This window comes from Ulvibacter litoralis (assembly GCF_900102055.1).
Lineage (GTDB): Bacteria > Bacteroidota > Bacteroidia > Flavobacteriales > Flavobacteriaceae > Ulvibacter > Ulvibacter litoralis.
In genome coordinates, this window is the sequence record NZ_FNBA01000004.1 from 13,400 (window position 1) to 26,701 (window position 13,302).

8 protein-coding genes are annotated in these 13,302 nt (G+C 35.9%); 3 read left to right on the forward strand and 5 right to left on the reverse strand.

The window, feature by feature from the left end; translation table 11 throughout:
- Positions 1-5: 5 nt before the first annotated feature.
- Positions 6-1,868, forward strand: a complete 1,863-nt coding sequence (locus tag BLQ00_RS12630) for a CocE/NonD family hydrolase (RefSeq protein WP_093144681.1) — start codon at positions 6-8, stop codon at positions 1,866-1,868.
- A gap of 86 nt (positions 1,869-1,954) precedes the next feature.
- A complete protein-coding gene (locus BLQ00_RS12635; protein WP_093144682.1) occupies positions 1,955-2,512 on the forward strand; it encodes a hypothetical protein in 558 nt (185 codons plus the stop codon).
- 32 nt (positions 2,513-2,544) lie between these two features.
- On the opposite strand, the gene BLQ00_RS12640 is transcribed toward BLQ00_RS12635, so the two are convergent.
- The 5 genes from BLQ00_RS12640 to BLQ00_RS12660 all read right to left on the reverse strand — a co-directional run bounded on the left by BLQ00_RS12640 (position 2,545) and on the right by BLQ00_RS12660 (position 11,921).
- Positions 2,545-2,952 (reverse strand): lipocalin family protein, encoded by a 408-nt coding sequence (locus tag BLQ00_RS12640; protein ID WP_093144683.1) that lies wholly within the window; start codon positions 2,950-2,952, stop codon positions 2,545-2,547.
- A gap of 340 nt (positions 2,953-3,292) precedes the next feature.
- Complete coding sequence (locus BLQ00_RS12645; RefSeq protein WP_093144684.1) at positions 3,293-6,109, reverse strand: alpha-amylase family glycosyl hydrolase; 2,817 nt, start codon at positions 6,107-6,109, stop codon at positions 3,293-3,295.
- 99 nt (positions 6,110-6,208) lie between these two features.
- The gene (locus tag BLQ00_RS12650) at positions 6,209-7,384 is read right to left on the reverse strand and encodes a SusE domain-containing protein (protein WP_093144685.1); all 1,176 of its coding nucleotides are present in this window, start codon (positions 7,382-7,384) and stop codon (positions 6,209-6,211) included.
- 16 nt (positions 7,385-7,400) lie between these two features.
- Complete coding sequence (locus BLQ00_RS12655) at positions 7,401-8,996, reverse strand: RagB/SusD family nutrient uptake outer membrane protein (protein ID WP_093144686.1); 1,596 nt, start codon at positions 8,994-8,996, stop codon at positions 7,401-7,403.
- 15 nt (positions 8,997-9,011) lie between these two features.
- Positions 9,012-11,921, reverse strand: a complete 2,910-nt coding sequence (locus BLQ00_RS12660) for a SusC/RagA family TonB-linked outer membrane protein (RefSeq protein ID WP_093144687.1) — start codon at positions 11,919-11,921, stop codon at positions 9,012-9,014.
- A gap of 263 nt (positions 11,922-12,184) precedes the next feature.
- On the opposite strand from BLQ00_RS12660, the gene BLQ00_RS12665 reads away from it, so the two are divergent.
- A complete protein-coding gene (locus tag BLQ00_RS12665) occupies positions 12,185-13,228 on the forward strand; it encodes a LacI family DNA-binding transcriptional regulator (RefSeq protein WP_093144688.1) in 1,044 nt (347 codons plus the stop codon).
- Positions 13,229-13,302 lie beyond the last annotated feature (74 nt).

Here is a 13,302-nt window from a genome sequence, read left to right on the forward strand (position 1 = left end):
AGTATATGAAGTTTCCGTTTCGCTTATTTAGCTTGTCGTTTGTTTTTTTCATGGCGTTTTCTATTGTTTTATCGCAAGAAAAAAATGACGAATATGTAAAAGAAAACTTTACAAAAACGGAAACTACCATAACAATGCGTGATGGCGTAAAATTGTTTACGGTTATTTACGCACCTAAAGATGCTTCCAAAAAGTATCCTATTTTGTTCCAAAGAACACCGTATAGCTGCAGACCCTATGGTGAAGATCAATTTAAAACAAAAATTGGTCCTAATGAGCACTTAATGAAAGAAGGGAATATTATTGTGTACCAAGATGTTCGTGGTCGTTGGGCTAGCGAAGGGGTGTACGATAATATGCGAGCGTATATTCCAAATAAAAAAGGAACACAGTTTGACGAAGCGAGCGATACCTATGACAGTATCGATTGGTTGGTGAATAATGTGCCTAATAACAACGGAAACGTTGGGATTTGGGGAATTTCCTATCCTGGTTTTTACGCAACCTATTCTTTGTTAGATTCACATCCTGCCTTAAAAGCGGTTTCGCCTCAAGCGTGTATTGGGGATTTCTTTTTTGACGACTTTCACCATAATGGAGCTTATTTGCTAAGCTATTGGAGAGTTACTGCGCTCTTTGGACATGAAAAAACAAAACCTCTTAAGGAGCCTTGGTATGAATTTACTAAAATGCCTACGGAAGACCAATATCAGTTTTTTCTAGATGCAGGTCCGTTGTCAAATTTAGATCAATACTACGGAGAGGATAATGTGTTTTGGCAACAGCTGAAGGAGCACCCTAATTATGATGAGTTCTGGAAATCTCGCGGAATTATTCAGCATTTAAAAGATATTAAGCCCGCAGTAATGGTTGTTGGTGGGTTGTTTGATGCGGAAGACTTATACGGTCCTTTTGAAACTTATAAAACGATAGAAAAGACCAGTACAAACTATAATACTGTTGTTTTTGGTCCTTGGAGTCACGGTGATTGGGCGCGTACCAAAGGACGTCAGGCGATTGGAAATGTTTATTTTGGAGATCTTATTTCTGAAAACTATCAAAAAGACATAGAGACTACCTTTTTTAATAATTTTCTGAAAGAGAATGGAAAAGGTGCTTCAAAACTTCCCGAAGCCTATATGTTTGATACAGGGTCGAAACAATGGAAAAGCTACACTGAATGGCCTCCTAAAAACACTGAAAAGAAAACGTTTTGGCTTCAGAATAATGAGCGCTTAACACAAGCAGCCGATAAAAGCATCACTTTTGAGGAGTTTGTAAGTGATCCTAAAAAACCAGTTCCGTATTCCGAAGATATAAAAATGGTAACCACGCCACGAAAGTATATGACCGACGATCAGCGTTTTGCAGCCCGTCGTCCAGACGTATTAGTGTTCGAAACTCCGGTACTTTCCGAAGACATAACAATGACGGGTGATATATTGGCAAAATTACAAGTCGCTACCACTGGAACGGATGCCGATTGGGTAGTAAAAGTAATTGATGTGTATCCTCCAGATGCCGAAGATTATGAAGAAACACAGGCGTATTTAAAAATGAGTAATTACCACATGATGGTGCGTAGTGAGGTAATGCGCGGACGTTTTAGAGAGGATTTTAGTACTCCAAAACCATTTGTTCCGAATCAAAAGACGCCGGTCACTATTAAACTACAAGACATACATCACACTTTCAAAAAAGGACATAAACTACAAATACAGGTGCAAAGCACATGGTTTCCATTAATCGATTTAAATCCGCAAACATTTGTTCCAAACATCTTTGAAGCGAAAGAAACTGATTTTGTAAAACAAACGCATAAGGTGTTTAACGATTCTTCTATTGAGTTTACAGTATTAAAAGACTAAGATAATAGCGTTGTTATACATACGCTTTAAGAAACTAATTAAAATAGTGTTATTTTAGGGCTCTAAAAACACGAAACACCTTCACCATGGAGCAAATTAAAATATTATTTTATGTCTTAGGATCTTTCTTCGGAACGGAAAACGCACAAATTGCTTCCGATAGTACGACTGTAACGATCTATCCTGAAAAACAACAAATAGAAATAGTTCAAGAAGGATTGTTTACTATGATTCAGCCTTCACAAGACACCGCTATTGTAATGAAACAATGGGACGACATATCTCATTGGAAAGAAAGAGGAGGATCTTGGGCAAAAGAATTGGATAGTTTGACCAATAAGAGTTTTAATATAAAAACAGTTCATCAAAAAATACAACCCAACATAACACTTACTTATTCTAATGAAAGTGAGCTGCGACCACTGGGTATTTGGTATAACGAAGAGAAAAAGGAATTTTCTATTAATTACATTCCACAGCAAAATGTTAAAACGGAAAGTGGTGTGGTTGAAGGAAATTATTGGGTGTTTAAGGCCGATCGGCCGTTTAGCTTTAGCTTAGAACCTTTTGTAGAAATCCCTGAGGAGTATTTAGATTTTAAACTCACATTAGAGGATTTACTAAAGGAAAATAAAAAGGAGTAATGTAGAACAATACTCCTGTCTTAAATTTGTATTTATTGAACTTTCACATATTTTGATAAACAACTTTCAATACACGGATAACTAATTGTTAAAAATGAGTTATTCATAGTATATGTGATGTTAAAGCCCGAGCTATTTGTACAGTCTTCCGAGTTTATCGTAAAATCAGTAGAGGAATAGGTTCCAGAAGTAGGGGTAGTCGATTGAATTGACATATCGCAAAGCGATCCATTGGATGTGATACTTCCGTCGCTATGAAATTGAATGGTTTTGTTGCTATCTACAGTTTCAAAGTCACCACTTCCATCTCCTGGGTCTGCATAATTCTCTACTAATTTCCAAGTTCCGATTAATTCTGTCTCAGACGAGGTAGCGTCATCGTTGCTATTGCAAGAAAATAAAAATGCAAAAAGAGCTACATATAAAATTCCATTTCTCATATCAGTAAGAGTAAAGGTTCAACGAATAGATACATTTTTTTTAATTTGGTTGCGTAAAACGCTTAAGGTGATAATGTATCTGTCTATATGTAAGTAAGGTACGTTTTTTTAAGAAATAAAACAAACCCTTTTGGCGAAGCCGCTAGTTTTTATAAAACAAAACGTCTCAATTTTCATTGAGACGCTTGTAACAAACCTAACTTAGTAAATTTTAATTGCTAAACGAACAAATTTTTTATCCCCACAAAAAATTTAACTCGATGAACATTCACTAATTCATACCTCAAAGTTAATTTATACTTCCCTTCAATCCAATACGTATTTACACGTATTTTTAAAATTAAATTTTTAACAACCTGAAATTCTGAATTTTACTATTCGATACGACACGTATTGTATAAATGCCAGTCTCATAGTTTTTTATATAAATTTCAGTATTGTGAGAATAACTTTTAATATGTTCTATTTGCTTTCCTGTACTATCAAATATTGAAATTTCTGAAACATTTTCATTTAATCTAAATGAAGTATTAGCTGGATTTGGGTACAACTTTATGTTTGTCATTGTAGTTTCTGGTATTTCCAAAACAGAAGCTTCATTCGAATACATTCTAAATTCTCCCGGTTGAAGCTCTATAGGCGCATTTACATCACTTATTGTTGTGGTTTCTCCCGTTAGCATATTGTGCCAAGTTCCTGTTTCTTGAAAACCAGGAATACTATTTTGTGTGGCTACTCCAAAGTTTCCTATAATAGTTACATATTTAATTTCATTTCCTGTGGCGCTAAGATCTTGTAATTGAATTCTTTTCAAGCCATTGGTAGCATCGGCATCAATCGTGAAATCGTCGGTATTGAATATTGGATTATCATTGGTAATTGCAATGAGTTTTCTCCATGCAAAGTAAACGTCATATCTACCTTCAATACCATCATAGCCTAAATCCCAAGCAATAGGTTTTGGAGAAACTCTACAATCGGGGTCTATAGTTCCATCTTCACAATAATTAATGCTGAAGTCGTATCCTAACTCTCCAAACTGCCAAATCATTTTAGGGCCAGGAATGGTAAAATAAAAAGCGCCTGCCAATTCGAGACGATCTAGCGCTGTTTCTAAATCTTTTACATCATACGATCCACTGCTGTTTCCGTAGGTAATATTTTTAAAATTTAATCGTTCCTCATCGTGACTTTCCATGTATCCAACGCTAGAAGGCGTATCCCAACCTCTGTTTACATACGAAATCCAAGAGAAATCGGAGTTGTCATTATACCCCATGGTGGCTTCATTGTAATTGAAATTATGATTTCCCCACACCAGCATTCCTTTTTCTTGAGGATTGGTGGTGGCTCTGTGTTCAATGAGTTCAGTTTCTTCTGTATTTGGAGCAAAATGCTCTAAAATCACATACGAATCTAATTGCGTTGCGCGAATCTGGTCGTACATACGTTCTAAAATGGCAATACGAGAAGCATCATAGCTACCACCGTCGCCTACAGTATTTGTAAAGCCTTTTGTAAAATCGAAACGATACCCATCAATGTTATATTCATCGATCCAAAATTGATTAAGTCGGTCAATATAGGTTTGTGTAGCTGCAGATTCGTGGTCAATATCGTTGAAAAATTGAAACGCTGTATTTGGGTCGGTTACATTGAAAAAAGGGTTTTCAGACGTTGCTTGACCTTCATAACACCCGTTACAATTGTTCCACATTCTGTAGTATGGATTTTGTCCAGTAGCATGATTGTAAACCACATCTAATATAACGGCAATTCCTCTGGCATGACATTCGTCAATAAAGGCTTTTAATGCATTTTTAGTTCCGTAGTACTTATCAATAGCCATATGAAACGCAGGGTTGTATCCCCAACTTAGATTTCCATCAAACTCGTTGATAGGTAACAGTTCAATTGCATTAATGTTTAAATTTTCAATGTAATCCAATCTATCCATTAAAGCGTCATAACTATGTAAGGCATCAAAATCGCGAATGAGCATTTCGTAGATGACTAAGTCTTCCTGATTTGGTTTTTCAAAATTGGTGATTTGCCAAGAATACGGCGTTTCATTCACCTTAAACCAACTAATGGCGTGTTCTGTTTTAGTTGCAGGATAATTTGGGATATCAGGAAAGGTAGTTTGTGAAATATATGGGTCGTTGTATTGATCTAATATAGCTGTAGAGTAGGGGTCTGCCACTACAATTTCGCCTTCTATTACGTATTGAAACAAAACATCACTATCGCCACTATTTAAGCCCGTAAGGGTAATCCAATGGCGGTTGGTTGCAGTGTCTTTATTCAATAGATAGGTATTTGTTAGACGCCAATCGTTTCCGTTGAAGTTTCCAATAGCGTGCACAAAGTCTTTACCTGGAGCATATAATACTAATGTTGCTGTGTCTGGATTGTTAGGGTTCAAATTAATACCGTCAATCATTCCTGAAGGAACAGAAGCAAGGGTGGGATTTGGAGTGAGAATTACGTTAAATGTTTTGGTAACACTTCCTCCTGAAGCAGGATCTGTTGTAATTAATTCAAAATAAGTGTCGGCAGTTATGGTTTGATTGCTGCTGAAAGAACTTACGGTATTTTGAGTCACAACAGAAGTTCCGTTTGCCAATAATTGGAAGTTTGCAGGAACTGTTGAAGTAGCTGAAACTGAAATTGTGGCTCCCGAGGCTACTACTGTGATTGCTTGTGCAGGAGAAGTTAAGGTAACTTGAAACGTACCTACTTCGGTGTAATAATCTTGTGTTTTTCGTTCGCCATTTCCTTGATCACTACCATCATCTGCTTTTATAAGCATTCCCATGCGTCCAATATTTGGATCGTTATAGAATGTAGCAGGGGTAAGCACATACGAAAAGGTTCCGTTTCCGTTGTTTGTAAGCTTTTGGATTTCATTAGAGTCTGTCCAAGCACCATTAGTAGGGGAATCTCCAGCAGGATTATCATCCAAATCGAAATACCAAGCCCATATATAAATATCAGTTTCTCCCCAAAGTGCAGGATCTACATTTGAAACTGTAATTGTAATTTCATCTGAAGGATCGAAAGCTGCAGGTGAAATTGAAAAATTAGCATTTTGTACCTGCGCTTTTAAAGCAACTGAGGTGAGTAATACCAGTGTTAGTAAAAGTATCTTTTTCATGGTTTTCAGTTTTTAAAATTAAAAAAGGAGGGAACTTTTTAAAAAACCCTCCTTTTCTGCTTAACAAATAATTAGTAATAAAACTGCAATCGAATTTTTTTACTCTATTGAAATGATTTTATTGACATCATCTACAGTTAAGAAATAAGCCCCTGTGTCTCCAATAAATTTAAAGTTATTGTCTCCATCTTCAGAATCGATAAATCGTGCATCTATAGTATAGCCTGCGTCTACGTAGTATGGAAAATTTCTTCCAGAAGCCCAATCTGTCTCCACAGTAAAGAATCTAAAGTTTGCATCGCCTTCATTAGAGAAGTTTACAAATCCAGAATAGACTCCTTCACCATCACACATTGTTTGAATTGGACTTTCCCATCCCCAACCAGCATCTGGAACACCTGCACCAACGATCCATAATTGATCAAACTCACAATCACCTAGCGGTTGTGGATCATCCATTGTAATGGTTTTATTGATGTCGTCAATTTGTAAAAAGTAAAGACCATTTTCTCCTAAAAATTTAAAATTGTTGTCTCCATCTAACGAATCTTCAAATAATGGATCAATAGTATACCCAGCATCTACATAGTACGGGTAGTTTCTTCCAGAAGCCCAATCTGTTTCCACCGTAAAAAATCTAAAGTTTGCATCGCCTTCATTGTTGAAGTTAATGTTTCCGGCATACACTCCATTTCCGTTACATACTACTTTGTTAGGTGTTTCCCAGCCCCAACCTGCAAATGTTACTGCGGCACCTACTAACCATACTTGGTCTAAGTCACAGTTTATTTCATTTACTTGTGTTTCAGCTAAAACAAGTGTTAGTGTTTGTACTTCGGAAAAAACCTCGTTACCGCCATTGGTACCTATAGAAGCACTTAAACGTACAAATACTTGTCCTGTGTTTGGTTGTGGTGTTGTTGGATCAGAATCTAGTCCTAATTCCGCAGCATACCCAAGCATATCACCAATGGTAATTGAAAGTTCATTGCCTGTTGTTGAGTTTATTAACGAAGGATCAGAAAAATCTGAAGCGTATGATTTCATTAAATTGTAAGACACGTTTGTTTGTTCTCCAAAATCTGCAGATTCCCACGTAAAACGTTCTCCTAAGTTTCCAGAGGTTGCAGGAGTTAAAATATATTCTGCTGAAAAGTTATTTGTGAAGGCTAATCCTTCTGCTTCTTGTGCTACAAACACAACATCGTCTTCTGTTTTACAAGCGTTTAATGCTAAGAAAAGACACGCTATTAAGTATATTGATATTTTTTTCATGTTCTTATTTTTTTAATTAATAACCTGGATTTTGTACTAAATTTGGATTTACCCCTAAATCTGTAGCAGGAATAGGCATCAAATCTCTAAATGATTCTGTGGTAGTTCCAAAAGGAACGTTTCCTTTCCAAGGCCATACACCTTGGTCTGAGAATTTTCCAAAACGAATTAAATCCGTTCTTCTGTGTGCTTCCCAGTATAACTCACGAGATCTTTCAGAAAGAATAAAATCTAGTGTCAAATCTGATTGCGAAATATTTCCTGACGTATCTCCATAGGCTCTTAGGCGTAACTCATTAATATAATCTACTGCTGTTCCAGCATTTCCACCACCATTACGAACAACAGCTTCTGCATACATTAAATAAACATCTGCCAATCGAAACATAGGGAAATCTGTATCTGGATGATCATTAGGGTCTGAACCAGGGTTTCCATCTACATCTACATTTTTGAATTTTTTCACAGCATATCCTTGGTTAAAAGGAGGGACACTAGTAATTTCTTTACTCTGTCCGTCGGTATAGAATTGAGACCTTCCATCTGGCGAAACATCTTCTCCAGGGAACTGTTCTACAAAAGTAGATGTTGTTCTAATTCCAGCCCATCCGCCGTTAATTCCAAACTCTAAAGGATCCATAGATCCACCTACTGGAGCATGTACTAAAAAGGTCATTCCTCCAAATGATTTAGTATAAACACCATCAAAAGGGATTACAAAAATTGTTTCTGTTTGTGCGCCATTTGTATTGTTATCGGCAAGAAACAGATTTTCGTAAGGAATAGGTGCAATGCTATAACCCGCACTAATAATTTTGTTACAATACGTAATTACAGCATCGTAATGAGCAGTACCTGTGTATACTTCTGAATTAAGGTATAGTTTTGCTAAAAGCGTCCAAACTGCAGCTTGATCTGCACGGCCATACTGGTTTTGTTTTGCGGTAACAATTGTATTTTCAACAGCTAACAACTCACTTTCTATATAACTGAATAAGTCTGATGAATTGGTCTGTGGTGGTAAAAAGGCACCAATAGGGTCATTTTCAGTTACAAAGGGTGGGTTTCCAAATAAATCCAAAGCATGCCAGTAGCTTAATGCACGCATAAAGCGAGTTTCGGCTCTGTAATTTTGAATTTGAGTTCTTAAATCTCCTGTAACGCCTCTACTGTCTAATTTTTCATCAGAGGTTTGTCTTAAAAATTCATTACAAAGTGCAATTTGGTACATGATACGAGAATATGCTGTACGAATAAATTCGTTTCCAGCGGTCCAGTTTTGTCCGTGTAAATCTTTAATAGTTCCATCATCCCAACCAATTAAGGCTTCGTCTGTGGTAAACTCTTGCATCATCCAATACAAACGTAGGTAGTTAGAGAACCCTTCATCAAGACCTTCTAAATCTGGATTTCCAGCGGGTCCTTCTTGTCCGCTTAAAGAAATTCCTGCATATATTTTCGCTAAAAATTGTTCGTACGAAGCAGGATCATCAAATACTGAAGCAGACGTATTTCTATCGTCTTCAGGCGTTAAGTCCAGACTTTTTTCACACGACACAAATAAAGCTGTCAGTGTGAAAAGAATAAAAACTTTTTTTACAGTGTTGTACATAGTTTATAATTTTTATTAATAAGTAAAGTTTAATCCAAGTACAAATCCTCTAGGTCTTGGGTAAAAATTGTTGTCAATACCATTAGAGATTTCTGGATCTAACCCTTCATATTCAGTTAGTGTAAATAGGTTGGTTCCTGTTAAGGTTGTTCGTACTGTAACTTTTTCAAGTGGAATCGTGTATCCAATCGACATATTGTCAAGTTTCAAGAAATCGGCTCTTCGGATGTAATAATCTGAAAAGTACTGTGCTTCTTCAAAATTGGTATTTACGACATCGGTACTTCCGTTTTGGTAAAAATCTCCAAGAGTATCAAACATACTAGCGTAGTAACCAGTTCCGGCAGAAGCATTGTTATACACGTAATTTCCTAAACTTCCTCTCAACGTAAACGCAAAATCAAAGTTTTTGTAGCTTAAGTTAGAAGAGAATCCGTAATACGCATCTGGTGTTGCTTTTTTGTAGGCTTGTTTGTCTTCTTCGGTAATTTGATTGTCACCATTAATGTCTACGTAAGCACCTTCAATTGGGTTTCCTGCATCATCATATACTTGTCTGAAAACAAAGAATGTAGAAGGATCGTAGCCAGGACGGTATAATTGAATTTTATTTCCAACACCTCCAGAAATATCTCCCTGTGGAATGAAAAAGTCTTCGCTTCCGCTTAAATCAAGTTTTGTAATTTCGAAATCTTGAAGCGTTCCGTTAAGGTTAATGCTCCAGTTGAAATTTTCAGATCGCGCTAAATCTACATCAATACCTACTTCAATACCTCGACTTCTAGATTCTCCAATATTAGTAGTTAAAATATCAGATAGGTTAGACCCTGCAGCAACAGGAATACGTGCTAATAAATCCTTTGTTTCTCTGTAATATCCATCAACGCTAATCGCTAATCTATCTTCAAAAAAACCAAAGTCTAAACCAGCGTTGTATTGCGTAGTTTCTTCCCATTTTAGGTTTTCGTCAAACTCTTCAGGACGTAATGTATTTACAAAAATCCCGCCAAATTCAACACTTGCAGATGGTTGTCCAGGCGTGTAAACCCCTAGATATCCATAATTAGTATTAATTTCTTGGTTTCCTGTAATTCCGTACCCTCCGCGTAGCTTCAGTGTAGAAATTGTTTTCGAATTCTTCAAAAAGTCCTCGTTACTAATTTTCCAACCTACAGAAGCTGCTGGGAAATTTCCCCAACGTGCATCTGGGCTAAATCGTGACGACCCATCACGTCTGTAACTTGCAGAAATTAAATACTTATCAGAAATATCAAAACTAACTCTTCCGAAGTAAGACTCTAATGAATTTCTATTGATATCATTTTTCTCCAAGGTAACATCGCTTCCTTGGGAATTGAATAAATACGATTGAATGTAAAATTCTTGATATTCATGACCTCCAAGGATATCATACTTCGTGTTAATGCTTTCAATACTGTTTTTGTAGTTAAGCACTAAGTCTAAATTTGTGTTTCGGTTTAACCCAGAATAGAAGTTTTTAAACTGTCCATTTTGCTGTGTTGCCGAATTCGCCGAAATAAATTGTTTCCCATCAAGTTCAGAATAATCAATACCTGCATTCGCTATAAATCGTAATTCTGGCAAAAAGTGAAACTTGTAATCTATATTTAAGTTAGAAATGGTGCGTTTTGTTCTCGATTTGTTATCGTCTTGTTGCAATTGTGCAAAAGGATTTTTAGGTGCTAAGTTTAGCGGACCACCAGTCTCATCTGTATACTCATAAAACCCTTCGAAATTACCAGCACCATATACAGGTTGTGTAGGATCAAAATTAACAGCATTTCCAATAGCTCCTTTATTTGCGTAGTAGTTATCTTCAAAACTTCCCTTCGCTGTTGCCACTAATTTTAAGTGATTGTCAAGTAAATCTGCAGTCAAGTTCAAGTTTAAAGCATTTCTGCGATATAAATCTTTTAACAAAACTCCTTCTTTATTGGTGTTGTTGTAGTTAATACGGTACGTAAAGTTTTTAAAACCTTGTGTCGCTGTTAAGTTATGAATGGCACCATTCGCAGTTCTGTAAATGTAATCTTGCCAATCTGTATTGCTTCTTCCTAATCTTGAAAGATCTCCGCCACGATCCGTAACTAGTTGTCTAAATTCTGAAGCATCAAAGACATCTACTTTGTCTGTTATTTGATCTGCTGAAAACTGAAAGCCATAATCAAGAACTAAAGGGGTATTTTTCTTACCGCTTTTTGTCGTAATAAGAATAACACCATTTGAAGCTCTAGAACCATAAATAGCTGTTGCTGAAGCATCTTTTAAAACGACAAACTCTTCAATTTCGTTTGGATTAATAGCGTTTAAAGGATTTCTAACACCTTGTAAGCTTCGTTGATCTAACGGAATTCCATCAAGAATAATTAAAGGACTGTTATTTCCCGCTAACGAAGAGCCTCCTCTAATTCGTATTTCGGAACCTTCTCCAGGGCCACCACCACTACTAGTAATGCGAACCCCTGCCGATTTTCCAGAAAGTAATTGATCGGGTGAAACAATAGCTCCTTGATTAAAGACTTCTGAAGAAACCTTCTGAACAGCTCCCGTTGCATCTTGTTTATTTGTAGAGCCATAACCAATTAGTAATACTTCTTCAAGTTGAGAAGCGTCCTCTACTAATTGAATATTAATTAAAGTTTGTCCTGAGTATTTTACTTCTTGCGCTGCGAAGCCAACATAGGTATAGACAATTAGATCATCTGTTTTTACATTGTTGATGGTATATTTTCCATCAAAATCTGATGTCGTACCATTTGTTGTACCTTTTATTACTACATTAACACCTGGAATCGCCATTCCTGTACTATCATCCGTAATGGTTCCTTGTACCTCATTTTGCGAAAAGAGCGCTAAAGGTATGAAAGCGACTACGAATAAAATTTTTTTGAATAGTTGTCTCATTTGGTTTAAGTTCTTGATTTACAATGATTTAAAAGACTGTATATTTTTACTTCCAATTCAAATGTATACGAATTTTAATTATATATTAAGAATTTGTTAAATTTGAGGCTCACGAAAACGTTTTCGTGTTAATAAGTTTTTATTTTTTAACATTTTGGTAGTTCTTATTGGTTTTATTCGTAATTCAATAATATATTGTAGCTTCAATTATCAATTTCATATCTCAATAAATACTTAACAAATTCAACCCTCCCTATTAACGAATGCAAAAATTAACTTTAAAAAAAATTGCTAAAGAATTAGATGTGTCCATCTCGACAGTTTCAAAAGCATTACGGGATAGCCACGAAATAAGCAAGGATACAAGAGATAAAATAAAAGCTTTTGCAAAGCTCTATAATTACAAACCCAATAATATTGCATTAAGCTTAAAAAATAGAAAGACTAAAACCCTAGGTGTAATTATTCCTGAAATAGTGCATCACTTTTTTACAACCGTTATAAGTGGGATTGAAAAAGTAGCTAACGAGCGAGGCTACAACGTAATTATAGGTCTTTCCAACGAATCTTTCACCAAAGAGGTTATCAATATGGAAATGTTGGCAAACGGAAGTATCGATGGTTTCATCCTTTCTGTATCAAAAGAAACACAACTTCTCAAAGATTACCATCACTTAACTGAAACAATAGACCAAGGAATGCCTATTGTGATGTTTGATAGAGCCATTAAAGAAATAGGATGCGATAAAGTAATTGTCGATGATGTTGAAGGAGCTCGGAAAGCAGTAAATAAATTAGTTTCGCTAGGCTGTAAAAACATAGGAATTATTACTACAAAAGATTATGTAAGCGTCGGAAAGCTTAGAACCACAGGTTATTTGACAGCTTTGACTGAAAGTAATTTACCTTTGAATGAAAATTTTATTTTAAAATTGAATGACGAGCTCAATGAAGAAGCACACATGGATTTGTTAGAACAAGAAATTCAGTTGTTATTAAAAAATAATCCAGAAATTGATGGAATATTTGCGGTAAACGAAATTTATGCATTATCGGCCATGAAGGAAGCTTTAAAACTAGGAAAATCTATTCCGAAGGATATAAAAGTGATTGGTTTTACAGATGGAGTCTTATCAAAATATGCAACTCCTGGCTTAACTTCAGTGAGTCAACACGGAAAACAAATTGGAGAAAAAGCAGCTGATTTATTAATAGACCGGCTTGAAAATGACCATGTTGAGCCTCCTTTTCAAACCGTTGTTATTGAAACAGAATTAATAGAAAGAGCATCAACTTCAGAAATTTAACATTTCACCACTAAAAAAAATACATATATTTACAGCCAGATAACATTTTCAAGACTTATATTTTTACTTCCACT

Excerpts from the sequence above, each read along its gene's own strand:
- BLQ00_RS12635 (WP_093144682.1), top strand. The coding sequence starts at position 1,955 with ATGGAGCAAATTAAAATATTATTTTATGTCTTAGGATCTTTCTTCGGA.
- BLQ00_RS12640 (WP_093144683.1), bottom strand. The coding sequence starts at position 2,952 with ATGAGAAATGGAATTTTATATGTAGCTCTTTTTGCATTTTTATTTTCT.
- BLQ00_RS12630 (WP_093144681.1), top strand. The coding sequence starts at position 6 with ATGAAGTTTCCGTTTCGCTTATTTAGCTTGTCGTTTGTTTTTTTCATG.
- BLQ00_RS12645 (WP_093144684.1), bottom strand. The coding sequence starts at position 6,109 with ATGAAAAAGATACTTTTACTAACACTGGTATTACTCACCTCAGTTGCT.
- BLQ00_RS12660 (WP_093144687.1), bottom strand. The coding sequence starts at position 11,921 with ATGAGACAACTATTCAAAAAAATTTTATTCGTAGTCGCTTTCATACCT.
- BLQ00_RS12655 (WP_093144686.1), bottom strand. The coding sequence starts at position 8,996 with ATGTACAACACTGTAAAAAAAGTTTTTATTCTTTTCACACTGACAGCT.
- BLQ00_RS12650 (WP_093144685.1), bottom strand. The coding sequence starts at position 7,384 with ATGAAAAAAATATCAATATACTTAATAGCGTGTCTTTTCTTAGCATTA.
- BLQ00_RS12665 (WP_093144688.1), top strand. The coding sequence starts at position 12,185 with ATGCAAAAATTAACTTTAAAAAAAATTGCTAAAGAATTAGATGTGTCC.